Origin of the sequence: Sporosarcina gallistercoris (genome assembly GCF_050459885.1) — a bacterium.
GTDB lineage: Bacteria > Bacillota > Bacilli > Bacillales_A > Planococcaceae > Sporosarcina > Sporosarcina gallistercoris_A.
Map to the genome: position 1 here is coordinate 91,978 of NZ_JBCMNO010000014.1, position 24,648 is coordinate 116,625.

A 24,648-nucleotide genomic window follows, 5' to 3' on the forward strand; every position below is an offset into this window, starting at 1 on the left:
AATGGGCTGTTCCGCTCCTTTGTACTAGCACTTCGACTTGTTACTCATAGTGTATTATAACAGAAGCACTTTTGTCAATAGTTTTTGAACAATTTAGAAAAATGGTTCCATTTACATATGGTGCCTCTTTCATTTGATCTCGCAAGAACTTCGGCACTCCTAGCATCACGAAACGATTCGGCTTATGGTAGAATGGCAATATCAGCTTCATATAAAGGAGAGAGACCTATGCGTTTTGTAGATAACCAAGGGATTACCGATCCGCGGATTAACCTGGCGATTGAAGAATACATCCTGAATACTATGGATACGGACGAGGATTCTTACTTGCTGTTCTATATCAACGAACCCTCCATCATTATCGGAAAGAACCAGAACACAGTGGAGGAAATTGATACAGAGTACGTCGATGCTAATGGGATCCACGTAGTCCGCAGACTTTCGGGCGGCGGCGCTGTGTACCACGACAAAGGGAACTTGAATTTCAGCTTCATCACTAAAGATGACGGACAATCGTTCCGTAACTTTAAGAAGTTCACAGAGCCGGTTGTGGAAGCACTTGCGAAGATGGGCGTAAAGGCAGAGTTGCTCGGACGTAATGACTTACTGGTCGACGGTAAAAAAGTTTCCGGAAATGCGCAGTTTGCAACGCAAGGGCGTATGTTCAGTCATGGAACGCTCATGTTCGATACGGAAATCGAGGAAGTCGTCAATGCGCTGCGTGTGAAAAAAGATAAGATCGAATCCAAGGGGATTAAATCGATTCGCAGTCGCGTGACGAATATTTCCGAGCATATGGATAAGACGATGACAATTGAAGAGTTCCGGATGGAGATCTTGAAATCGATCTTTGGCGGGGAAGAGAATATCCAATACAAAGAATTGACCGAAGAAGACTGGAAGAACATTCATCAATTGTCGGAAGAGCGCTACGCCAACTGGGATTGGAACTATGGACGTTCACCGAAATGCAACGTCCAGCACTCCCATCGTTTTCCGGTCGGCAGTATCGATGTTCGGCTGCAAGTTGAAAAAGGGACAATCCATGAAGTGCACATTTTCGGGGACTTCTTTGGTATTGGCAGTGTCACAGAAATTGAAGAACGTCTTGTGAATTGTCAATATGACCGCGAGTCCATCACTGCTGCAGTCAGCACACTCGATATTCCGAAGCTGCTCGGTGGAATTACGCAAGAAGAATTCGTGAACCTAATTTATTAACATCCCGACAGGCTCCCTCTGCCCCAGCGCAGAAGGAGTCTGTTTTCCTATGTGTGAACAAGGCGAGGGCAGCGGATTTGCGGTATACTTAACCTACTTATGAAGGGGGCGCGGATCTATGGAGAAACATCGGATTTTTATCGTTGAAGACGATCGTAAAATCGCGGAACTGCTTGCAGATACACTGAGGAAATACCAGTATGAAGTAGCTGTTGCGGAGGATTTCGATCAAATAGCGGATGAATGTCTGTCGTTCGATCCGCATCTGATTTTGCTCGACATCAATTTACCGACGTATGATGGCTATTACTGGTGCCGCCAATTAAGAACGCAAACGACGTGTCCGATTCTTTTCATCTCGGCACGTTCAGGTGATATGGATCAGGTGTTTGCACTTGAAAATGGAGGCGATGATTTCATCACGAAACCATTCCATTACGAAGTCGTCTTAGCGAAGATCCGAAGTCACTTACGGCGTTCGTTTGGCGAATATGCCCCTGCCCAATCGGAACGGATTGTAAAAGCGGGCACACTGACGCTATTTGCAGAACGGATGGAACTGCAATCAGGCGGCAACATCGTTCCATTGCAGAAAAAAGAATGCATCATCCTGGAATTGCTGATGGAAGCGGCTCCGAAAGTGGTATCGAGGGAGACGCTCCTTGAAGAGCTATGGGATGATCAGTCGTTCGTGGATGAAAACACATTGAACGTCAATATTGCGCGTGTCCGTAAAAAATTGGCGGATTTTGATATCGTTTCAACAATCGACACGGTGCGCGGAGCGGGATATCGGTTTGTATTGGCGACTGAAGAAGAATGAACAAGTACAAGTTATTCATCAAAGAGCACATTCCGTTTCTAGTGTTCCAGGTGGCGCTCCTGCTGTTCATCGTCCTCTTATTTTGGCTCGATGGGGCAAGGGACCTGAGCACGTCCATCTATGCAATTCTGATGGGCATCCTGCTGACGATTGGCTACTTGTTTGCGAAATTCATCACACGGAGGACATTTTATGAAGTGTATGAAAGGGAGCCCGGCCGCATGGAAGATGCGCTGATCGGCCGTCCACAAACGCCGGAGCATCGAATGACGGCACACTATATGAGGAAATTGTACAAACTGTACCACAGTGATGTGCAAAAGCTCGATGCTGCACAACATCGGCAACTGCATTTCATTAACCAGTGGGTGCATCAGATGAAAACACCGATATCGGTTCTGGGATTGCTCTTGCAGGAAGAGGAGATTGACCGGAAAAGTTTTCATGAAGAGCTGGATCGGCTGCAGGACGGGCTGGATGCGGTGCTTGTGAACGCACGACTGGAGACGTTTGAAGATGATATGCGCATTGAACGGGTCGCGTTGGAAGATCTTGTGCGGCAAGTGGTGACGGAGCATAAACGTTTGTTCATCACAAATGGTGTGTTTCCGGAAATTCACGTGGATCCAGGGTTTGTCGTCGCGACCGATCCGAAATGGCTGAAAATCATACTTGGACAATTCATCACCAACGCAGTGAAATATACCTTTGAAAAAGGCAAGAAAGTCTATGTGAATGCCATCAAAACAGATGAAGGCATTCAGTTGATGGTAGAGGACGAAGGGATCGGGATTCCTGAGACCGATTTGAAACGAGTCACCCGAGCGTTTTTCACCGGTGAAAACGGGCGCAAAACCGGAGAATCGACAGGGATGGGATTGTATATCGCATCTGAAGTGAGTGGACGGCTCGGACATATGCTGACAATTGAGTCGAAAGTGGGCGAAGGGACAGTGGTGTCCATGTTGTTCCTAAATGGAGAGGCGGTAGAAAACAATGGCACGAAAAATCGTCGAATTGACGGAAGTGACGAAAATCTATGAAGGCAAAGTGATGCATCGGGCACTGAACCGTCTCGATTTCGAGGCGGAAGAAGGGGAGTTCATCGCGATCATGGGGCCATCCGGGAGTGGCAAGACAACGTTGCTCAATCTGATTTCAACGATCGATTTGCCGACATATGGCAGGCTTGCGGTGAATGGAATCGAGCCTGAAATGCTGAATCAGAATGATCTTGCGTTATTCAGAAGACGGAATTTAGGGTTCGTCTTTCAGACCATCAATTTACTGCAGATGCTGACGGTGGAAGAGAACTTGGTGCTGCCGCTGACACTCGATCGTGTGCCAGTACCTGAAATGGAACGCAGAATAGCAGCTCTTGCCGACAAATTATCATTGAATGAGATTCTATCCAGACGGCCCGATGAGCTATCGGGTGGTCAAGCTCAGCGAACTGCGGTCGGACGTGCGCTGATCCATGAGCCTGAGCTGATTCTGGCGGATGAACCGACAGGGAATCTGGACTCGAAATCCGCGCGTGATGTGTTGGAATTGTTATCGACAATCAATAAGACGGCAGGCACTACCATCATCATGGTGACCCACGATCCGCTGGCTGCAAGTTATTGTGATCGCGTGTTGTTCATCAAAGACGGTGAGTTTTTCAATGAGTTGTACAAAGATGAACAGCGCCGGACATTTTTCCAGCAGATTTTGAACGTGCTGTCGCTGCTCGGAGGGAACGTCAATGACCTTTCGTCAGTTCGCATACCGTAACGTCGTCCGGAACAGACGCATTTACGCGGCCTTTTTCATGGCAAGTGCGTTTTCGGTCATGGTGTTTTTCTTGTATTCGATGTTATTGTTCCATCCCGCGATGAATGATGGATTCGTCCAAGAAATTGCAACGACTGGGATGATCATTGCTGAGTTTGTACTTTTCATCTTTACGTTATTTTTCTTATTCTATTCAATGCGCGCTTTTTTACAGGCAAGAACAAAAGAATTCGGTATTTTACTGTTGCTAGGCATGGCACGGAGCCAGCTTCAGCGTCTGATCTTCCTGGAAACGATGCTGATCGGCGGCGTGGCAATTATCGCAGGGACGTTTCTTGGATTTGTGTTCTCGAAGTTCTTCTTGATGATTGTGAAGGAGCTCATACAAGTTCCCACGCTGCCCTTTTATTTCACTTGGCAGCCTTTCGTGCTGACAGTCGGGAGCTTTGCAAGTGTCTTCATCATCATCTCGCTGCTTGCACCGATGTTCATCCGAACCGGGGAAGTATACGACCTGCTGCAAGGGGAAGCCGCGGAACAAGATGCGTATTCGACAACTAAATGGCGTGCGCTTGCGGGGATCGTATTGCTCGCTGCGACGTATACGATGGCGGTGTATGCCACGAATACATATGTCATCCGAGTCCTCTTTCTGTTGCCCGCAGCCGCGGTGATTGGCACGTATTTCTTCTTTAGCGATTCGTTGCCCTATCTGATTCAGCTATTCCGGACACGAAAACGCCTCTATTGGAAACCGTTCTGGCTATTATCGCTATCTGAAGGCGTCGTCCGGCTGAAAGAGAATGCGCGTATGTTCTTCATCGTCACGATGGTATCGACGCTTGCGTTCATGTCCGTCGGATTACTGGCATCCCTCACTTCCTTTGCCAACCAATACCGGGAAATCAACCCTCTGGGCCTCGTTTACAAAAGTTATCCTGGTAATATTCTGGAGCAGATCCATATCCGTGAGCTTACGGATGAGTTGGATGAAAAGGAAATCGATTACAACTTGGTTGCATTCCGTGTGCTCGAACAGAAGTCGTCATTCACCGATATGAACGTATCGATCATCCGTCTGTCGAGCATTAATTCCCTCGGATATACGTTCGGTTATCCTGCAGTTGACGTGAAAGATGGAGAAGCGCTATTTTTACCACAGTCCGAATCTTCCTATCACCAGTTGAAGGAACGCACGGTCAAAACATCATTGGAAAAAAGTGGTCTCAAAGTAACGATTTCAGGGGCCTATCCGCATCAAGTATTTCCGCCAAATGCTATTGGCGCGAATGCCATCATCGTGTCCGACGCTGATTTTGAACGGGTGCTGATGGGGGAAGATGGATCGGATTCCTCGTTATTCCGCTATTACGCATTCAATATCGCAGACTGGCAGCAGACAAAAGATATCGGGCGGGGGCTCCATGAAGACGAATTGCAGTCCATTTTACTTGGAGGAGAAACGGAAACCCTGTTCTCATTCGGTAATCCGGGTCTCAATTATTCCATCATACGCACGACATTTTCACTGCTGTTATTTATGGGATTAATGCTGGCTGCTGTATTATTTCTTGCTGCAGGCAGCTTCGTCTATTTCCGTTTGTATACGACACTTGACCGTGACCGCAGGCAGTTTGACGTATTGCGCCGCATGGGGATTACAGACAACGAATTGAAAAAGGTTGTAAACCGGCAGTTGCTGCCACAGTTCTTCATCCCGTGGGGAGTAGCGTTCGTCCATAGTGCATTTGCATTCCTCGCATTGCAAGTCATTTGGGATGCACTCGCAGAAATTTCAATCGCGAAAGAATTGACGCTCGTATTAGGCGGGTTCGCGATATTGCAAATCTCGTATTTCTATCTAATCCGCTGGAGATACCTATCGCATATTCGGACACCGGAATAATTTCCGGTGTCTTTTATTATTGCGGAAAAACAGTTTAAAGTTGAAGAGTCTTAATATAAAGGCTATTGAATTATTTTAATTTTTCTTATATACTAATAGTTGGAAGTAATGAATGACAATTCATTCAACTACGAAAGGTGGTAAACCGATGAATTTAGTAGAGAGAGTCCGGGCGACCGCTAAATCACAGCCTGGCAAAACAGCTTATCACTTCATAGGTAAGGACACATCGTATGCAGAATTTGATCAGTCGGTCTCCCTGTTTGCGTCCGCTTTACAAGACCTGGGGGTAAACAAAGGGGATCATGTCGCTTTGTTACTCGGGAATACACCACACTTTCTAATATCGCTTTATGCGACCATGCGATTAGGTGCAACAGCGATCCCTGTCAATCCAATCTACTCCCCTGACGAAATTTCGTACATTTTGCAAGATAGTGATGCGAAAATGGTGATTGCTCTTGAACAGTTACTTCCTCTAGTAGAAGTAGCTTCCGTCCAACTTCCAGCGATTGAACATTATATCGTGTGTGAAACGACCGATGAGGCGAGTGGAAAAGTGGAAGCGTTGTCCGCAAGAGCAAAAGCGAAAACACGTCTGTTCACAGAGGTGCTGAGAAGCGGAAATCCTGACATGGAGCCAGTGGCAGTGGATGAAAATGAAACCGCTATCATTTTGTATACGTCTGGAACGACAGGGCGTCCAAAGGGTGCAATGCTGACACATAGAAACTTATATTCCAACGCAAGTGATGTAGGGGAATATCTTGGGTTCTCTTCCGAAGACCGCGTCATCGCGACTCTGCCCGTGTTCCACGTATTCGCCCTCACTGTTGTTGTCAACGCGCCGCTCGTCAAAGGTGCGACGATTGTCCTCATGCCGAGATTCAGCCCGGCAGAAGTGTTCAAAGCGGTGAAGGAACAGCAAGCGACAATCTTTGCGGGAGTACCGACGATGTACAACTTCATGGTGCAATATCCGGAAGCGACGAAAGAAGATTTTTCATCGATCCGGCTTGCTATTTCAGGTGGTGCCTCCCTTCCAGTTGCGCTCCTTGAAAACTTTGAAAACAAATTCCAAGTGAAAGTTTCCGAAGGCTACGGATTGTCAGAGGCCTCGCCCGTGACGTGCTTTAATCCTTTGGACAGGGAACGGGTTCCAGGATCGATCGGAACTTCGATCTTGAATGTGAAGAACAAAGTGGTCGACGAACTGGGGAAGGAAGTGCCAGTCGGACAAGTCGGCGAACTCATCGTCCAAGGCGACAATGTCATGAAAGGCTACTACAACATGCCTGAGGAATCAGCGGCTGCTCTTCGTGACGGTTGGCTGTACACAGGTGATCTCGCCCGTAAAGACGAAGAGGGCTATTTCTATATTGTCGATCGCAAAAAAGACTTGGTGATCGTCGGCGGGTATAATGTCTATCCCCGTGAAGTGGAAGAAGTGTTGTTCACTCATCGCGATCTGGTCGAAGCAGCAGTGCTCGGCGTACCGGATCCTGATTTCGGTGAAGCGGTGCTAGCGTATGTGGTCGCAAAAGAAGGAGCCCACGTAACAGAACAGCAGCTGATCGAATTTTGTGAGAAGCGCCTCGCGAAATACAAAGTACCGAAACACATCGAGTTTTTGGATGAATTGCCGAAGAACACCACCGGGAAAATTTTGCGTCGTTCTTTGAAGGATTACGTGAGAGTATAAGGGAATGGGGACTAGCAGAAGGGGGCGCAGTTGCGTTCTCTTTTTTTGTCCACAAATACGGGGCGACCCGCTCGTTTGGACGAGGCCTGCGCCCATTTCCGGTGTCACCCCGCTCGTTTCGAGGAGGCCCCCGCCCGTTTCCGGTGTCGACCCGCCCGTTTCCATTGTCGACCCGCTCGTTTCGAGGAGGAACCCGCTCGTTTCCGGTGTCGACCCGCTCATTTCGTCGAGGAACCCGCCCGTTTCCAGGGTCACCCCGCTCGTTTAGTCGCGGCACCCGCTCGTTTCCGTTGTCGACCCGCTCGTTTCGAGGAGGAACCCGCTCGTTTCCGGTGTCACCCCGCTCGTTTCGAGGAGGAACCCGCCCGTTTCCAGGGTCAACCCGCTCGTTTCGTCAAGGAACCCGCCCGTTCCCAGGGTCACCCCGCTCGTTTCGTCAAGGAACCCGCCCGTTTCCAGGGTCAACCCGCTCGTTTCGTCAAGGCACCCGGCCGTTTCCGCGGACCACCCACCCGCCAATGTCCCGCGGCAAGCTACTTCCTTGAATCTGCGTCCCCACTCGCGACCAATCTATCTTTTCCTAGTTCAAAACCAAACCTAATTGGTGTGCTCCGCTTCGCTACGCATTCAGGGAAGTTATTGGAGGAAGGTGGATGTCTCCCTGGAACTGGTTCGATGTCCTCGGTCAAGCGCTCGTTGCTCTTGTGGACCCGCTCCATTCGCCCAGTCAAGTGCTCAATTCCCCAAGCTAGGCGCTTCAAACTGTCATTTCCTTAATTCCTGCAAAGGGCCATCAGAAACACATAATCCGAACGATGCGCTTTTATCCGTAAAAACTGTTCTATGAGACAGCTTGGCCGACATCCCCGATTCGTTGCGTCGCGTTTCAATAAACAAATAATGTGAGAGCCCCCTATGTAACAAGGTAAAAAAACCTCAAACCCTCATGAAAAATTCACAAGAATAAAAGGGAAAGTCTTCCGGGTGTCGAAATAGATGACATTAGGGGAGGAATGACAATGACAGCAAAACAGACGGTTCAACAAGAAGACTTATTCAAATTGAAGTCGGTGACGAATCCGGTATTGTCACCGGATGCCTCAGAAGCGGTATTTATTGTGACACAGATCGATAAAGAAGAAAACACGTATCATGCACATTTGCATCACCTCGACGTGAACACAGGGAACTCCACGCAATGGACATATGGGAAAGAACGGGTTTCCCAGCCGCAATGGTCACCGGATGGGAGCCGGGTGGCGTTTTTGTCGACGCGGGATGACAAGAACCAACTATTTGTCATGCATTCAACGGGCGGGGAAGCGCGCAAGTTGACGGATTACCAGAATGGTGTAAGTAGTTACTTGTGGTCGCCATGCGGGACGAAAATCTGGCTTTCGGGTACTGTGGTGGACGGAAAAACGTTCGCGGATAAAGAAGAGAAAGACGAAAAGAAGCAGCCTGAAGCGCTTCGCGTCACGACGATGAAATATAAAGCCGATGGAGCAGGTTTTGTGAAGGACGACCGTCATTCGCAAATTGGATGCCTCGATCTTGAAAGCGGAGAGATTACAGCATTCACAGAAGATCCTTTCCATCATTCATTACAAGCGGTCTCCCATTGCGGCAAAAAACTCGTCATCGGTGTCAACCGGACGGAAAACACAGATTTCGACTTCCGTCAGCCGCTGATGCTTGTTGACGTTGAAACAAAAGAGGAAACTGTACTTGTCGATGAACAAGGGTATTTTGGCGGTGCAGCATTTTCTGAAAACGATCGTTATATTGCTTACGGAGGATCGGATCGGACGTTTGAAAACGCAACGCACTCTGAACTGTACGTCTATGACTGCGAAAACAGGACGACGCTCAATCTGACGGAAGCGCTCGATGCTCCAGTTGGGGACGCAGTCGTTGCGGATCATCAGCAAGGGCCGAATCCGCCTGAGGCTGTCTGGACAGAAGGCGATTACTTGTATTTCCAAGTGACGACGATGGGCGACGTGCGCCTTTACTTCGCGGATTTGGAAGGCAGTCTGTACCCTGCATCCCCGGAGTCGGAGCATGTCTACGATTATGACGTGGCGAAAAATGGCCAGTTCGCACTTGCTGCAATCAGTGACCCGGTGAATCCCGGGGAACTGTATCGTCTCGACATTGCGACAGGTGAACGGAAAGCACTGACTTCTTTCAATGAAACCTATGTGGCGGATACGATTCTCATACAGCCGGAAACGATTCAGCTGGAAGGGGCTGGAGGCTTCGACGTCCATGGCTGGCTCTTGAAACCTGCGAACTACAAGGAAGGCAGTAAGTATCCACTAGTCGTCAACATCCACGGAGGTCCGCATGCGATGTATGGGAACTCATTCTTCCACGAAATGCAAGTACTTGCAGCTCAAGGATGGGGAGTGCTGTACATCAATCCACGGGGCAGTCACGGGTATAGTCAAGCATTCGTGGACGCAGTACGCGGAGATTATGGCGGTGGCGATTACCAGGATATCATGGACGCGCTTGACGACGTCCTTGAACGGCAGGACTGGATCGACAAAGACCGACTTGGCGTGACAGGCGGCAGCTATGGCGGCTTCATGACCAATTGGATCGTCGGACATACGGACCGTTTTAAAGCGGCTGTCACACAACGATCCATTTCTAACTGGATCAGTTTCTTCGGTGTATCGGATATCGGCTATTACTTCAGCGACTGGCAAATCAAAGCGGATATGACCGATGTCGAAACATTATGGAAGCATTCGCCATTGAAATATGCAGAGAATGTGAAGACACCGCTGCTCATCCTTCATTCCGAAAATGACTTGCGTTGTCCGATCGAACAAGCGGAACAGCTCTACATCACCCTTAAGAGCATGCACAAAGAAACCGAGTTTGTGCGGTTCCCGGAAGCCGATCATAACTTGTCCAGGACAGGGAAACCGAACTTGAGGATCACGCGCTTGAATGAGCTGACAGGTTGGTTTGAAAAGTATTTGTGACATAAGGAAAACGCCTGTCCCGGGGGAAGGGACAGGCGTTTTTGAATGGGGAGGGGAAGGGATTAGCGTGAGCAGCAATCTCCAACAACAGGCGTTGAATCTTCGGCTGCATCGATTGCGATGCCAGCTCTGATTTTCTTGACAACTGCGTCTTCGATACAACATACGCCTTTCAACACGTCTGCGAGTGCTCTGTCGAATTCGATTTTTTCGCATGCTGATGTGCCATTAGGTTGATTGTTAAAATCGTTGAATTTTTCGATTTCTTCAAACAAGAGAAGTGTAACTGCAAATTCTGTCAGCAGAGCGGAAACGATTGTGATGTCGCCTAAAGTAACATTTCGGCTCTGAAGAGATTCTGCTGCTGCTGTTTGAAGTTGATTAAGCATTTTAGCGTGGTCCATATTCATTCACCTCCTTTAAATGGGATGCGTCCGGACAATGTTAGTATATGTCTCCATTTTTACGAGAGTTGGACAACCGTCCGCGGACAATCTTCTCAAATTGCTGTGGATGTGAAGTGACGACATACCGAGGAAGGGATTTTCCTAGTCCGTACATGACTAGTATATGTCGCCAGTTTTACGAGAGTTGGACAACCGTCCTTGGACAATCTTCTCAAATTGCTGTAGATGTTTATGGGAGAGACTGATCGGTTTGATCGGCGTTCTTCGTCCGAACATTACTACTATATGCAGCACGTTCACTCGCAATTGGACAAGCGTCCGGGGCCAACTGTCTTATCGGGCTAAATACTGATTTGAGTACGTTTTGAGGAGGTTCCATCCGAACACTTCTACTATATTCTGCAGTTGGAATAGAGAAGAGACAGACGTCTGTGGACAAACTTCTTACAGGTACTAGGAATTTCAGCAAAGCAAAAGCGATTGCAACCATTCAGGAAATATTGTAGGATGAACGTAATAGAAAACTGTCCAGACTTTTCCAGATTCCCTGAAGGCTTGGATAGCTTAAATGAGTTGGGAAGGGAATTTGAATGGAGGAGAACGCAGTGGGAGTCCAAAATGTAATGGAAGATGTCGTTCGGGATACCTTATTGTCGTATAAGAACAATATGAATCTTGCGTGTGATTGTGAGCAATGTCTGAATGACATCGCGGCACTCGCGCTCAATGAACTGCCGCCCCGCTACATCGCTAACTCGAAATATAGTCCATATGTCCGCGCGTCCCATGAAGCGGATCAGCAAGGAATCACTACGATCATCGCCATCATCGCCAAATCAGCAGCCCGCGTGTCTGCAAGCCCGCGCTGTGAGACGTTCGCGAACAAATAAGTAAAAACATCGAAGCGTATTCCAGCTTCGGTGTTTTTTTGTATGTAAATCATCGCTTCGTAGGTGATTACTAGCGGGTACGGAGAGGAAAGGAGCGGGTACGGAGAGGAAAGGAGCGGGTGCGGAGGGGAAACGAGCGGGTACGGAGGGGAAACGAGCGGGTACGGAGGGGAAACGAGCGGATGCAGAGAGGAAAGGAGCGGGTACGGAGGAGAAACGAGCGGGTGCGGAGAGGAAAGGAGCGGGTGCGGAGGGGAAACGAGCGGATACGGAGGGGAAACGAGCGGGTGCGGAGAGGAAAGGAGCGGGTGCGGAGGAGAAACGAGCGGATGCAGAGAGGAAACGAGCGGGTGTGGAGAGGAAACGAGCGGGTGCGGAGGAGAAACGAGCGGGTACGGAGGGGAAAGGAGCGGGTGCGGAGAGGAAAGGAGCGGGTGCGGAGGAGAAACGAGCGGATGCAGAGAGGAAACGAGCGGGTGTGGAGAGGAAACGAGCGGGTACGGAGAGGAAACGAGCGGGTGCGGCGGAGAAATGAGCGGTTCCAGTGAGGATACCACCAGATATAGCGGAGAACCATCCGACATGTGTTTACTCCATCCTTAAATGCGTAGCGAAGCGAAGCACACCAATCAATCTTGGTTTAAAATGGGGGGAAAGATGAATTGGTCGCGAGCTGGTAACCGCATCGAAGAAATTGAGTTGCCGCGGGAATGAGCCCTTCCCAGTCGTAGTCGAGCGTCTGCAAGAACTCTCCCTCCATCACTCCAACAGAAAAAACACGAATCCACTAAAAATCAGATTCGTGTCTCCCTCTCTTAGCGTCCTTTGAACTCGGGCTTCCTCTTTTCGGCGAACGCATTTAGCGCCTCCATCCGATCCTCTGTCGGAATCGTGATTTCGTATGCTTTCCGTTCAATCGTCAAACCTGTCGCAAGATCCGCCTTCATTCCTTGTTTAATCGCAAATTTCGCCTGCTGAACGCCAATGGGCCCATTGGCGAGAATTTTGTCGGCAAACGCCTGAGTCTCTTCTTTCAATACAGCATCTTCGACAGTCCGTGTCACCAATCCGCACAATGCGGCATCTGATGCGCTCAACCGCTGAGCTGTCAAAATGAGCTCAAGCGCTTTCGCTTCTCCGACTAAACGAGGCAATCGCTGGGTTCCACCTGCGCCTGGAATGATCGCAAGTCCCGTTTCCGTCAACCCCATAACTGCGGACATTGCAGCGAAGCGGAAGTCACAAGCAAGCGCGAGTTCCATCCCGCCTCCGAATGCGAAGCCATTGATCATCGCAATCGTCGGCTGCGGCAGCTGATCGATCGTCGTGAACACGTCTCCGATTTTATTCAGATTGCGTTTTACGTCCATGTCCGTCAACGTCTTCCGTTCTTTCAAGTCAGCCCCCACGCTGAGTGCGCGATCACCTGCCCCCGTCAATACAACGACACGCACTTCGGGATCGATCCGAATCTGTTCGACTGTTTCACCGAGTTCGCGAATCATGTCGTAATTGAACGCATTCATCGATTCTGGCCGATTCAACGTCACCCAAGCGAGTCCCTGTTTCTTTTCCAATGAAATCGTTTTCATTCCATACACCCCCACGGTCTTTAACACCCCTAAAACATACCATTTCAAAACGGATGAATCCAGAAAAAAGGAACTAATCTAATAAAAACAAACTTGCAATGTAGTTCCAATTTGCTACAATATAGGAAAATGGACTAAGTTAGGTGGAATTCCAGTGGACGCAAGTGTATTTGTAGGCAGACAGCCGATTTTGGATCGAAACGGAAACCTTTTCGGCTACGAACTTTTATATCGAAACAGCGAAGTGAACCGGTTTCCGAACGTGAATCCAGAAAAAGCGACAATCGGCGTGTTAGTCAATACGTTCCTCACGATTGGTGTCGATCGCGTTTCTGGCGCATACCCTTCCTTCATCAACTTCACAGGGGAATTATTGGCTCAGGATCTGTATGACCACCTGAATCCGGCGCGAGTTGTCATTGAAGTATTGGAAGACGTCGAAATCACCCCGACATTGCTCACCAAATTACGCAAACTGAAAAAACAAGGCTTCCGGATTGCTCTGGACGACTTTGTCCTGACGAAACAATATGAAGTGGAAAAAGGGTTGTTCACCATCATCGATTTCATTAAAGTCGATTTTCTCCAATCCGATCGACAAGAACGTGAACGGATTCAAAACTTCGTCCGTGTCTATCCGAATGTCCAATTACTCGCAGAAAAAATTGAAACAGCAGCTGAATTCGAGGAAGCGAAAAAAGCCGGTTATACATTATTCCAAGGGTATTTCTTCGCCACACCCGAAATCGTGAAAGGTGCGGAAGTCCCTGTCATTGAAGAACACAACTTCCGCATAATGGACCGACTCAATACCGATCTGCCGAGTATCCGGGACGTGGCCGGACTCATCACGCAAGATATGTCACTTACATACAAACTTTTAAGATTCATCAATACGTATGCGTTCGGCATTCCAAGGAAGATCACATCGATCCAGCAAGCCATCATACTGATCGGGTTACAAGAAACAAAAAAATGGATCTATATCATCACCCTCCACCAAATGGGGATCGGCGAAGGGAAGGGTCGGACGAAAGTGCTTGTTGACTATTCCCTTGTGCGTGCAAAGTTGTGTGAACTACTCGCTAAACGGAAGGGACACCAAAACTCGGATGAATTCTTTCTGATTGGCATGTTTTCGATGCTGGACGTGATCCTTCATCGGGATTGGCACGAAATCGAACACGACATTCCGCTATCCGACAACGTCATGCATACGCTCATGGGTGAACCGACACAGATGTCGCCCTACCTTCAACTGGTGATTGCCGTCGAACGTCTCGACTTGCCGCGCATGAAGGTGTTATGTGCACAACTCGACATCCCGATGAATGATCTATGTGTGTATTCCCAAGAAGCGATCCGATGGGGACGTCAGCTGGACTAAAAAACTTTCATCTTCCGCCTCATAGTGTTTCCCTATTCCCATGCAATTCGTTAGAATGAGGAAAGGAGTTGATGAGAGTGAATATTGCAGTTGTTACAGACAGTACGGCCTACTTACCTGAAGACTTGCGCAAGCGGCTCCAGATCCATGTTGTTCCGCTCGCAGTAACGATAGATGGACAGGATTATGAGGAAGAAATCGATTTAACGACTGAAGAATTCTATGAAAAAGTACGCGGAGATGGACCGCTTCCGAAAACTTCCCAACCTTCCGTCGGACAGTTCGCAGAGAAATTCAAACAACTGAAAGAAGAAGGTGCGGACGCAATCGTTTCCGTCCACTTATCGAGCGGAATCAGCGGCACATACACCGGAGCTGTCCAAGCAGGTGAATTGGATGAAACATTGGACGTGCGCGCTTTCGATTCGGAAATTTCCTGCTACATGCAAGGGTACTATGCGATCCGGGCAGCGGAACTTTCCCAAGCAGGTGCCTCCATGGACGAAATCATGAACGAACTTGAGGAAATGAAACAAACGATGCGAGCCTATTTCATGGTCGATGACTTGTCGCACCTCCAACGCGGGGGCAGATTATCGAGTGCTCAAGCATTAATCGGCGGATTGCTGCAAGTCAAACCCATTCTGCATTTTGTCGATAAAGTCATCGTGCCTTTCGAAAAAATCCGGACGCGTAAAAAAGCGATGAAACGGATCGCCGACTTGCTAGCTGAAGACGCAGCGAACATGCCGCTCGATGCCGCCATCATTCATGGCAATCAACCCGAAGAGGCAGAAATCTGGCTGGCAGAATTGAGCGAACGGCTCCCGGACGTCAAGTTCACCATCAGCCATTTCGGACCTGTCATAGGAACCCATCTAGGTGAAGGTGCGATGGGACTCGGTTGGGTCAAACGGAAAACGAACAACTAAACAGCAGGGGGTGTGCGGATGAACAAACCATTCGATCCGGCCGTCAGAGACTTTCTGGACGGTCGCATTTGGTTGCGTCAGCACACGCCTTTTTCTATGGAGATAATTAACGCCCATATCGATCGTGGCATGATCGGAACGATACCAGGGGTTACGATGAAAAAAGGGATACTCAGTCAACGGGATTGTACATGTGCACGGTGTGAAAACGAGGACCCTCTGCTATTCACCCATTTCCATTGTTTGCGTTGTGAAGGTCCATGCGCGTATTGCCGGAACTGCCTGCAAATGGGGAGAGTGTCCGTGTGCACAGAGCTGATCGTTTGGAAAGGTCCGAAAACCGAATACTCTAAGGAACACACACTCGCGTGGGAAGGGACATTGACAACACACCAGAAGCGCGCGTCCGAAGAGTTATACGAAAGTACGGTGATGGCCCGTCCTCATCTCATTCACGCAGTGTGCGGCTCCGGAAAAACGGAAATCTTGTTCGAACCGATACATAAGCTACTGTTAGCAGGTAAGAGAGTGTGCATTGCAGCGCCCCGCGTGGATGTCATCTTGGAGCTCGAACCCAGGCTGCGTGCAGCATTTCCGACCACCTCTCTTGAAGCGCTCTACGGCGGAGCGGACGTCAAGTCGTTCGATGCGCAGCTCATCCTTGCGACAACGCATCAGTTGTACCGATTCCGTCATGCATTCGACGCGGTTTTTGTCGATGAAGCCGATGCGTTCCCTTATACAGCGGAGAAGACACTCCAGCATGCGGTCCGTAAAGCGGCGAAACCTGGAGCACCCATCCACTTCGTCACCGCAACACCATCCGACAGACTCCTTGCGGAAATGAAGAAAACAGGTGCGGTATCCACCATCTATCGCCGCTATCACGGCCATCCGCTTCCCGGACCGCGAACCGAACCACTTTGGAACTACTCCAAACAGCTAACCAAAGGAAAACTGCCGGAAGCACTTGGCGCGTGGATCAGAAAACGGCTCGACTTGAACGAACCATTTCTCGTATTCTTCCATGAGGTTGAGTTGATGATGAAAGCGGAACAGGCATTCCGCCAACTCGACGACCGGATCCGAGCTGTCCACTCAGCGCATCCGGACCGGAAACAGCACGTCCAAGAGTTACGTGCGGGGAAAATTCCCGGATTGCTCACGACCACGATTCTGGAACGCGGCATTACGATTAAAAACGTCCAAGTGGCAGTGGTCGGCGCAGAACAATCCATCTTTGACAAAGGGGCACTCGTCCAAATCGGAGGGCGCGTCGGCCGGAATGTCAGCCATCCCACTGGCGATTTCGTATTGTTCCATAACGGCATCAGTTACGCAATGGATGGCGCACGCCGTGAAATCAACCGGTTGAACGCAGGAGGCGATGTCACGTGAACCCATGTTTACTGTGTATGAAACCTATCAAAGAGATGGCTTCCTGGCAGTCGTTCTTCGGACTCGAAAAGAAAAAGACACTTTGTGACGACTGTTCAAAACGCTTCGTTCGTGCCGACATAAAAGAAGAGGGCGACGTGTTGGACGCTGTTCATTCATTATACGAATACGACGACGCGATGCGGGATTGGCTCCATCAATACAAGTTCCTGCAAGACGTCGCACTCGCCCATGTATTCGGAGACGAGCTCCGACGTTCATTTTCAAGTAAGGAAACCATTGTCCCCATTCCGATGCATCCGGAACGCGCACGGCTCCGGACATTTTCGCACGTGGAGACGTTATTGAACGCCGCAAAACGACCTTACATCCAACTCCTCGAAAAGACGAATACAGGGGTCATGGGAGAGAAGTCGAAACAAGAGCGCCTCGGAATGGAGAATCTGTTCGAGCTCGCACCCGGAGCGGTTGTCCAACCGATCACGTACCGTCTTGTAGACGACATTTACACGACAGGGACCACACTGCGTCACGCAGCGAGCGTCTTGAAACAAGCAGGCGCCGCACGGGTTGAAGCGGTGACCTTAATCAGATCGATCCAGAAGTGAGTCAAGGAGGAACTAGAAATGGCAGATTTAAGACATTGCCCATCATGCGGCGACTTTTTCAACTATACGGGGGTCCGCGAAGTATGCGGCAAATGCGGAATGAACGAAGAACAAGTATATGAAGAGGTGTATCGCTTCTTACGGAAACGCGAAAACCGCGCAGCCACAATCGAACGCATCGTAGAAATGACGGAAGCGACGGAGTCCATGCTTCACAAATGGGTACGAAAAGGACGCCTGCAGCCCGCCATGTTTCCGAATCTAGGCTATCCATGCGATAATTGCGGCAAGCTGACATCCAAAGGAAAACTGTGTGATACCTGTACGGCTGAAATCAAACAAGAACTCAAAGTGTTCGAAGCGGCAACGGAATTCAGAGAAGCGATTCAGCAGAAAGACCAAGCGACGTATCTGTCGGAACGTAAGAGATAAATAATTGACAGTCATGCAAGTCTTTTAATGGCTGCCTGGACTGCCTTTTAACTATTGATGGAATTTGTTGAAGTATTTATGAACATAGGATAAATGTTGTCTATTTCAATAACCTTGATTGAAGTGGAAGGTGGCGACTCCAGAGGGAGCAGCGTAGATTGAAGACCCTGGACTGAGCGAAGCGAAGGAAGCGGCTGAAATCAAGCCCCCTCGGAAAGCGTCCACCTGCAACGGAAATCAAAACAGTCTAATATCCCCCTAATGAATTAGTTTATTACCTATTAAAACGGGTACGTGTAAAGCGCTGTCAAAGCTGTAGGTATACAGGTGTATATATCGGCAAATCTGTAATTTCGTACAAAAGACCCTTCAACTACTCGGAAATCAGCCGAAATAGTAACTAACAGCCAAACCTATTCGAAAGGAGCGAGAACAAACATGAAAATTACAAACAATAACATTCAACCCGTGAACCCTTACCGGGCGAACCAAGTGAAAAACGAACAAACGAAGAACGGAACGGCGATTCAGAAAGACCGTCTGGAAATTTCCAGTGAGGCCAAAAAGCTCTCCGAACCGAGCCCGATCACAGCTCAGCGCAATGACAAAGTCAGCGCATTGAAAGCTCAGATCCAAGCGGGTACGTATAAGGTCGACGCGGAACAGCTCGCTTCCGATCTGATCGGCTATTACCAACCGAAACAGTAAGCGAGCGCACTTCATTTTAGAAAGCAGGGGACCTCATGACAATCGAATCGATTCTAGGGCAGCTCGACCAATTGGAGAAGCTTCATAGGAGCCTGCTGCGCATCGCAAACGAAAAAACCACACGCATCAAGAAGAACGACATCAGCGGACTCGATCAGCTGCTGAAAGACGAGCAGGCACATCTTGCTGCCATCTTGCAGACCGACAAAGCCCGCGAAACAGCAGTCATCGCTTTCTTTACCGAACAAGGACGTCCGGTACCGCTTCAACCGACCATCACAGATGTACTCACCATCATCCAAGAGCCGGAACACACACAGCTTAAGGAGGCGAAGGACCGTCTCCTGCACGCGATTCATGAATTGAAATGGCAGAACGATCTGAACCAGAAGCTCACCTACCAATCGCTTCAATTTGTGAATCTGTCGCTGGACATGGTCCGTCCACGGACCGAATCCGTGAACTACTCGAAAAAAGAAGTACTCGGCAAACCGCCAACTGAAAAAATCGCATCATTCGATTCACAAGCTTGAGGAGGAAATCATCATGGGCTCAACATTTATGGGACTGGAAACAAGCAAACGCGGCCTGCAAACCCAGCAGTCCGCTCTTTATACGACAGGGCATAATATCAGTAATGCGAATACACTCGGCTACTCGCGTCAGCGGGTGAATATGCAGGCGACAAGCGGATTCCCGGGTGTAGGACTGAATGCCGGGACGATGCCAGGATTTTTAGGAACTGGGGTTCAAGCAGGTTCGATTCAACGGATTCGGGATGGGTTCGTGGATCAGCAATATCGTAGTGAGTCCAATAAGCTCGGATACTGGGATACACGTTCGAAAGCGATTGGGCAAGTTGAAGATATTATGAACGAGCCATCAGAATACGGCTTGCAAAAGTCACTCAGCCAATTTTGGAGCAGTTTAGAAGACTTAGCAGTCCACCCGGAAAATGGTGGAGCTCGTAAGGTTGTTATTGAACGTGGGAATGCAGTCGCAGATGCTTTCAACTATATGAATAAATCATTAAAAGAGTTGAAAACCAATGCTGGCCAAGAACTGGATATCGCAGCAAAAGATATCAATTCGATTTTAAAACAAATCGTGGGACTCAATGAACAAATCACCAGTATTGAACCGAATGGTTACTTACCGAACGATCTGTATGATGCACGGGATTTATTGATCGACGAGCTTTCAGGCTATTTGCCAATTGAAGTAAGTTATACGAAATCAGGTGGGAATGCTTCAGCGGTTTCAGAAGGCTCCGTGACCATCAAGTTGAAATCAAATGACGCGAATACAACTATGAACCTTGTAGCGGGCAAAGATCATACAACGATGACAGTAAATAAAACGGGTGAAGCGGTTACTGGGGTTTCTTTTTCTAAAAAAGGTGGCGGAACTTATGATCTTGCTGTAAAAGATATGATGAATACAGGAAGCATTAAGTCGCTCGTAGATACTTTTGGTTATAATGACGGAGCAGGTGTAAAAGGTCTTCTCCCTGATATGATCGGGAAGTTGGAACGAATGGAAAAAGCTTTTGTGAAAGCATTCAATGACCAACACAAAGAGGGATACCAGTTAAATTCAACAGCTAAGGGAGAAGACTTCTTTATCAAAAACGCGGATGGCAAACTGGTGGTGAACGAAGTAATCATCAAGGATCCATCTAAAATTGCCGCTTCTTCTGCCGAAAACGCAGAAGGAAATGGTGAAAACGCGAAGAAACTTGGCGGAATCCAATTTGTGAAGATTAATGGAGAAGGGGAGGGTCAATTGGGCGGTGCCACGATCCAAACATATTTCCAAGGGATCATCGGTGAACTAGGCGTAGACGGTCAACAAGCAGACAAAATGACGTTTAACTCTCAAACCCTCATGATTTCAGTATCCAATCGCCGTGATTCCATAAGTGCCGTATCACTCGACGAAGAAATGACAAACATGATCCAATTCCAGCAAGCCTACAACGCTTCCGCACGAATGGTCACAGTTGTCGATGAGACGCTAGACAAAATCATCAACGGTATGGGTATAGTCGGTAGATAATAAGGAGGAATCATAGCAATGCGTGTTACACAATCAATGCTTTCCAATAATATGCTCCGGAACTTAACGTCAAGTTATAGTAAAATGGGGAAATTGAATGATCAGTTGACGACCGGTAAAAAAGTGAATCGTCCATCCGATGATCCAGTCGTGGCAATGCGGGGACTGAACTACCGTATGCAAGTGGATAAGGTGGCACAATATCAACGCAATATCGGAGAAGTGAACAACTGGCTCGATAGTACGGATGATGCTCTTGATAAGGTCGGTCAAGCGTTGCACCGCACAAAAGAACTTGTTACAAACGCAGCCAACTCGGGAACTATGACGGATTCAGACCGCGAGAAAATCAAATCTGAGTTAGACCAACTTCGCCAACAGATTCAAGATACAGCGAATACAAAAGTCGGGGATAAATACATCTTTAGCGGTACAAAAACAAATTCACCGTTACACGATAAAACGATTACACCGCCAAGTACTGTACCAAATGGCTACCCGGATTTAAAAGACCCGAAAAATTCTGCATTTACTTCTGATATCAAAATAAATGTCTTTGATGGCGTTGATCTGAACGTTAACTCGAAGTCTGCAGAACTATTTAAAAAAATCGATGATATGTTTAAAAGCTTTGATGACCCTAATGTCGATTTCGGTGCTGCAATTGGAAAAGTCGATGGCATGATGGATGACTTGCTTACGGAACGTGCAGACGTCGGTGCTCGCCAGAACCGCGCAGAACTAATGGACGACCGTTTGGAAGCCCAAGAAGGGATTTCTAAAAAGCAAATGTCGTTGAATGAGGATATTGATTTCGAAAAAGTCATTACTGAAATGATTTCTCAGGAATCCGTCCACCGTGCGGCGCTATCTGTTGGTGCTCGAATCATCCAGCCTTCACTCGTGGATTTCTTAAGATAATCTATTTTGCACGAGATGTGCCAGGTACTCTTGTGCCTGGCATTTGTTGTTTTACATATAGAAGGAGGTGCCACTCATGCAAATGCCACAACTCCAAATCCAAACAACGCCAGGAAAACTAGGACTCAACACTGAGAAGCCAGTTCAGCAAATCGAACAATCAAGGGCGACAATTGACCAACAGCAACCCGCCGCAACTTTGGAGATTTCAACGACTCGGCCACAACTATCCATCGATACGACAGCAGTACGCGAAGACATCGATTTGAAAAGTGCATTTAAGCGAACTGAAGAATATGCCCAGTTAGGCCGTCAAGCAGCGTCAGACGGAGTGGGGAGACGTGCTGCAGAGGGGCAGCAACTATTGCGGATTGAAAATGGTGGTAATACCATTGCAGACTTAGCCAAACAAAATGGGACACCGCCTCCAGCGCCGCTGGGTATGCGGTTCGTCGCCAATCGCTCTAAAATCCAAATGTCGATTACACCAGGTACAACGACGATTAACGCAATGGCTCAAAAACCGGTATTCAACGTTCAGGTGAACAAGCCAATCCACGATTACATCCGAGGGAAAGTAACCGGACAAATGGAGCAACACCCCTCCATCCAGATTGACTGGAAAGGGTAACAAAGAACGAAAAAGGAGAACTTCATATGACCATCCAAACAAAATTCCATGGCGAACTCGATATCGACACCATTGCTCAGTGGACATTTCCGAAAGGACTTCCGGGCCTTGAAGATGAAAAGCAATTCGTCCTATTGCCGATCGAAGAAAACGACAGCTTCCAAGTGATGCAATCTATAACAAGTTCAAATGTCGCGTTAATCGTCTCAAACCCATATACAATAGTAAACGACTACTCATTTGAGATTGATGAACCGACGTTAGAGTTATTGGAGATCAAATCACAAGAAGACTTGATGATCCTGGCAGTCATGACACTGAAACAGCCATTTGAATTGTCAACAATCAACCTGCAGGCGCCACTCGTATTCAATATCAAAAATCACAAAGCAAAACAAATGATTCTAAATGATGCCAACTTCAATCTGCGACAACCAATCGGTCAGCTAGTTGAAAAGGGGGCGCGTTAATATGCTCGTTCTCTCAAGAAGACCCAACGAAACGATAAAAATCGGTGATGACATCGAACTGAAGATTATCGAAGTGAAAGGCGATGTAGTCCGGATTGGTATTGAAGCCCCTAAGTCAGTGGAGATTCTGCGCGGAGAACTCGTTCAATCCATTTCGGAAACGAACTCAGAAGCAATTACAGTGGATTTAAATGTGTTCAAACAATGGATGAAGAAAGACTGAGAACCTCCTGCAGGTTCTTTTTCTTTTGGGAATTATTTCGTGTCAAAACAGATAGGTAGAGTGAAATACTTTTGAAAAACTTATTGAAACTACTAAACACTCATGCAACTAATCCGATATTAGATATGTAAGCAAGAGAAGGATGTTTCGGCCGGCACTCTGACTCAAGCGAACAACAAAATGATCAGGTTCACAAGGACGTGAACCTAACACAACTCAAGGAGGAAACAACAATGATTATCAATCACAATATCGCAGCAATGAATACTCATCGTCAACTAGGAGCTAACAATACTAACGCTTCTAAAAACTTGGAGAAATTGTCTTCTGGTTTGAAAATTAACAAAGCTGGAGACGATGCTGCAGGTCTAGCAATCTCTGAAAAAATGCGCGGACAGATTCGTGGATTGGATATGGCTCAAAAGAACGCACAAGATGGTATTTCTTTGATTCAAACTGCTGAGGGTGCATTGAACGAAACACATGACATTCTTCAGCGTATGCGTGAACTGGCTGTTCAATCTTCAAACGATACAAACAATGACGCCGACCGTGCAGAATTGCAAAAAGAAGTTGATCAGCTAGCACAGGAAATTACAAGAATTTCAGACAACACTGAATTCAACACAAAAAATCTTCTTGGTAAAGATGACAAAGCTGGATTTTCAGGCAAGTTCCACATTGGTGCTAATACAGGACAAGATATTAGTTTAGATATTAAAAATATGGCTGCCAAATCACTTGGCGTTCAAGGGAATGCTTATGAATTGACAGATGTTGCGGGTGTAACGGATTTACAAGTACAAAGTAAAGACGGCAAAGCAATCACTATCAAATTTACTGATACAGCCATTGCGACAGAGACAACAGCTTCAATTAATCAAACTGGAGATGAAATTACAGTTGTTCTTGCTTCAACTTCAGCAACTACTGGTACAGGAACTACTGCTTCCCATGCTGATATCAAGAAGGCGTTAGAAAGTATCAAAGAAATCAATGTTTCTGTAAAAGAGGGAGCTACATTAAGCACAACTGCTATTGGGGACGTTGCTAAGCCCGGTGATACAACTGTCAAAACTACTCTTGATGCGGATTTAAGTAAAAAAGTGGGGATTGATATATCATCACAATCTTCAGCGTCAGGCGCAGTAAAGACAATTAATGATGCAATTGAGACTGTCTCAGCAGAGCGCTCTAAGCTCGGTGCTACACAAAACCGTCTAGAGCACACAATCAACAACCTCGGAACTTCTTCTGAAAACCTAACGGCCGCGGAATCACGTATCCGCGACGTGGATATGGCGAAAGAAATGATGTCGTTCACTAAGAACAACATCTTGACTCAAGCAGCACAAGCTATGTTGGCTCAAGCACAACAGAGTTCGCAAGGGGTCCTTCAACTTCTTCGATAATGTTGTACGGGCGTCTAACTTGGTAACGAGTTAGAGCATTACTGGGTGAATTGCTGGAACCTCCTGAGAGCTCTTCTACCACAGCGGAACTGGAAACGGTAAACGTGAGGGTTTGAAAAAGAAGAGATTGGACAATCAGCAGCGAAGCCCCT

At 47.8% G+C, this 24,648-nt stretch carries 25 protein-coding genes; 22 read left to right on the top strand and 3 right to left on the bottom strand.

What is annotated here, in order from left to right; genetic code table 11:
• Window positions 1-228: 228 nt before the first annotated feature.
• The 6 genes from ABE021_RS09580 to ABE021_RS09605 all read left to right on the top strand — a co-directional run bounded on the left by ABE021_RS09580 (window position 229) and on the right by ABE021_RS09605 (window position 7,428).
• Window positions 229-1,221 (top strand): lipoate--protein ligase, encoded by a 993-nt coding sequence (locus tag ABE021_RS09580; protein ID WP_430288305.1) that lies wholly within the window; start codon window positions 229-231, stop codon window positions 1,219-1,221.
• Between the two features lie 118 nt (window positions 1,222-1,339).
• Window positions 1,340-2,044, top strand: coding sequence for a response regulator transcription factor (locus ABE021_RS09585; RefSeq protein ID WP_430288306.1), 705 nt, complete (start codon window positions 1,340-1,342; stop codon window positions 2,042-2,044).
• Window positions 2,041-3,087: a sensor histidine kinase gene (locus ABE021_RS09590; protein ID WP_430288307.1), complete on the top strand. Its 1,047-nt coding sequence runs from the start codon at window positions 2,041-2,043 to the stop codon at window positions 3,085-3,087. Before ABE021_RS09585 ends, ABE021_RS09590 begins: the two co-directional genes overlap by 4 nt.
• Entirely contained in the window at window positions 3,041-3,820 is a 780-nt protein-coding gene (locus ABE021_RS09595; RefSeq protein WP_430288309.1) for an ABC transporter ATP-binding protein, read from the top strand. Before ABE021_RS09590 ends, ABE021_RS09595 begins: the two co-directional genes overlap by 47 nt.
• Entirely contained in the window at window positions 3,792-5,726 is a 1,935-nt protein-coding gene (locus ABE021_RS09600; RefSeq protein ID WP_430288310.1) for an FtsX-like permease family protein, read from the top strand. The genes ABE021_RS09595 and ABE021_RS09600 overlap by 29 nt, the downstream gene beginning before the upstream one ends.
• Before the next feature lie 148 nt (window positions 5,727-5,874).
• Window positions 5,875-7,428: a fatty acid--CoA ligase family protein gene (locus ABE021_RS09605; protein ID WP_430288311.1), complete on the top strand. Its 1,554-nt coding sequence runs from the start codon at window positions 5,875-5,877 to the stop codon at window positions 7,426-7,428.
• A gap of 264 nt (window positions 7,429-7,692) precedes the next feature.
• On the opposite strand, the gene ABE021_RS09610 is transcribed toward ABE021_RS09605, so the two are convergent.
• Window positions 7,693-7,947, bottom strand: coding sequence for a hypothetical protein (locus ABE021_RS09610; protein ID WP_430288312.1), 255 nt, complete (start codon window positions 7,945-7,947; stop codon window positions 7,693-7,695).
• Between the two features lie 500 nt (window positions 7,948-8,447).
• On the opposite strand from ABE021_RS09610, the gene ABE021_RS09615 reads away from it, so the two are divergent.
• Window positions 8,448-10,427 carry a S9 family peptidase gene (locus tag ABE021_RS09615; protein WP_430288313.1) on the top strand — a complete coding sequence of 660 codons (1,980 nt, stop codon included), beginning with the start codon at window positions 8,448-8,450 and terminating at the stop codon, window positions 10,425-10,427.
• 62 nt (window positions 10,428-10,489) lie between these two features.
• Here ABE021_RS09615 and ABE021_RS09620 read toward each other — a convergent pair whose 3' ends face one another.
• Window positions 10,490-10,831 carry a hypothetical protein gene (locus ABE021_RS09620; protein ID WP_430288315.1) on the bottom strand — a complete coding sequence of 114 codons (342 nt, stop codon included), beginning with the start codon at window positions 10,829-10,831 and terminating at the stop codon, window positions 10,490-10,492.
• 608 nt (window positions 10,832-11,439) lie between these two features.
• On the opposite strand from ABE021_RS09620, the gene ABE021_RS09625 reads away from it, so the two are divergent.
• Together ABE021_RS09625 and ABE021_RS09630 are read left to right on the top strand one after the other, a co-directional pair.
• Window positions 11,440-11,724: a late competence development ComFB family protein gene (locus ABE021_RS09625; protein ID WP_430288317.1), complete on the top strand. Its 285-nt coding sequence runs from the start codon at window positions 11,440-11,442 to the stop codon at window positions 11,722-11,724.
• A gap of 63 nt (window positions 11,725-11,787) precedes the next feature.
• Window positions 11,788-12,327, top strand: coding sequence for a hypothetical protein (locus tag ABE021_RS09630; protein WP_430288319.1), 540 nt, complete (start codon window positions 11,788-11,790; stop codon window positions 12,325-12,327).
• 212 nt (window positions 12,328-12,539) lie between these two features.
• Here ABE021_RS09630 and ABE021_RS09635 read toward each other — a convergent pair whose 3' ends face one another.
• The gene (locus ABE021_RS09635) at window positions 12,540-13,316 is read right to left on the bottom strand and encodes an enoyl-CoA hydratase-related protein (protein WP_430288321.1); all 777 of its coding nucleotides are present in this window, start codon (window positions 13,314-13,316) and stop codon (window positions 12,540-12,542) included.
• A 154-nt stretch (window positions 13,317-13,470) separates the two neighbouring features.
• On the opposite strand from ABE021_RS09635, the gene ABE021_RS09640 reads away from it, so the two are divergent.
• The 13 genes from ABE021_RS09640 to ABE021_RS09700 all read left to right on the top strand — a co-directional run bounded on the left by ABE021_RS09640 (window position 13,471) and on the right by ABE021_RS09700 (window position 24,496).
• Window positions 13,471-14,703, top strand: a complete 1,233-nt coding sequence (locus ABE021_RS09640; protein WP_430288323.1) for an EAL and HDOD domain-containing protein — start codon at window positions 13,471-13,473, stop codon at window positions 14,701-14,703.
• A gap of 77 nt (window positions 14,704-14,780) precedes the next feature.
• Window positions 14,781-15,635 (top strand): DegV family protein, encoded by an 855-nt coding sequence (locus ABE021_RS09645; RefSeq protein ID WP_430288325.1) that lies wholly within the window; start codon window positions 14,781-14,783, stop codon window positions 15,633-15,635.
• 18 nt (window positions 15,636-15,653) lie between these two features.
• The gene (locus ABE021_RS09650) at window positions 15,654-17,033 is read left to right on the top strand and encodes a DEAD/DEAH box helicase (RefSeq protein ID WP_430288326.1); all 1,380 of its coding nucleotides are present in this window, start codon (window positions 15,654-15,656) and stop codon (window positions 17,031-17,033) included.
• Complete coding sequence (locus ABE021_RS09655; protein WP_430288327.1) at window positions 17,030-17,641, top strand: ComF family protein; 612 nt, start codon at window positions 17,030-17,032, stop codon at window positions 17,639-17,641. Before ABE021_RS09650 ends, ABE021_RS09655 begins: the two co-directional genes overlap by 4 nt.
• Before the next feature lie 18 nt (window positions 17,642-17,659).
• Entirely contained in the window at window positions 17,660-18,073 is a 414-nt protein-coding gene (locus tag ABE021_RS09660; RefSeq protein ID WP_430288328.1) for a TIGR03826 family flagellar region protein, read from the top strand.
• A 438-nt stretch (window positions 18,074-18,511) separates the two neighbouring features.
• Window positions 18,512-18,781, top strand: a complete 270-nt coding sequence (flgM, locus tag ABE021_RS09665; protein ID WP_430288330.1) for a flagellar biosynthesis anti-sigma factor FlgM — start codon at window positions 18,512-18,514, stop codon at window positions 18,779-18,781.
• Between the two features lie 35 nt (window positions 18,782-18,816).
• Window positions 18,817-19,314, top strand: a complete 498-nt coding sequence (locus tag ABE021_RS09670; RefSeq protein ID WP_430288331.1) for a flagellar protein FlgN — start codon at window positions 18,817-18,819, stop codon at window positions 19,312-19,314.
• Between the two features lie 13 nt (window positions 19,315-19,327).
• The gene (gene flgK, locus ABE021_RS09675) at window positions 19,328-20,839 is read left to right on the top strand and encodes a flagellar hook-associated protein FlgK (protein WP_430288332.1); all 1,512 of its coding nucleotides are present in this window, start codon (window positions 19,328-19,330) and stop codon (window positions 20,837-20,839) included.
• Window positions 20,840-20,857: 18 nt separating this feature from the next.
• Entirely contained in the window at window positions 20,858-21,760 is a 903-nt protein-coding gene (flgL, locus tag ABE021_RS09680; protein WP_430288334.1) for a flagellar hook-associated protein FlgL, read from the top strand.
• 76 nt (window positions 21,761-21,836) lie between these two features.
• Window positions 21,837-22,391, top strand: coding sequence for a DUF6470 family protein (locus tag ABE021_RS09685; protein ID WP_430288336.1), 555 nt, complete (start codon window positions 21,837-21,839; stop codon window positions 22,389-22,391).
• A 26-nt stretch (window positions 22,392-22,417) separates the two neighbouring features.
• The gene (gene fliW, locus ABE021_RS09690) at window positions 22,418-22,861 is read left to right on the top strand and encodes a flagellar assembly protein FliW (protein ID WP_430288338.1); all 444 of its coding nucleotides are present in this window, start codon (window positions 22,418-22,420) and stop codon (window positions 22,859-22,861) included.
• A gap of 1 nt (window position 22,862) precedes the next feature.
• Window positions 22,863-23,084: a carbon storage regulator CsrA gene (gene csrA / locus ABE021_RS09695; RefSeq protein ID WP_430288340.1), complete on the top strand. Its 222-nt coding sequence runs from the start codon at window positions 22,863-22,865 to the stop codon at window positions 23,082-23,084.
• A gap of 233 nt (window positions 23,085-23,317) precedes the next feature.
• On the top strand, window positions 23,318-24,496 hold the full coding sequence (locus ABE021_RS09700; protein WP_430288341.1) for a flagellin: 1,179 nt from the start codon (window positions 23,318-23,320) through the stop codon (window positions 24,494-24,496).
• The last annotated feature ends 152 nt before the right edge of the window (window positions 24,497-24,648 follow it).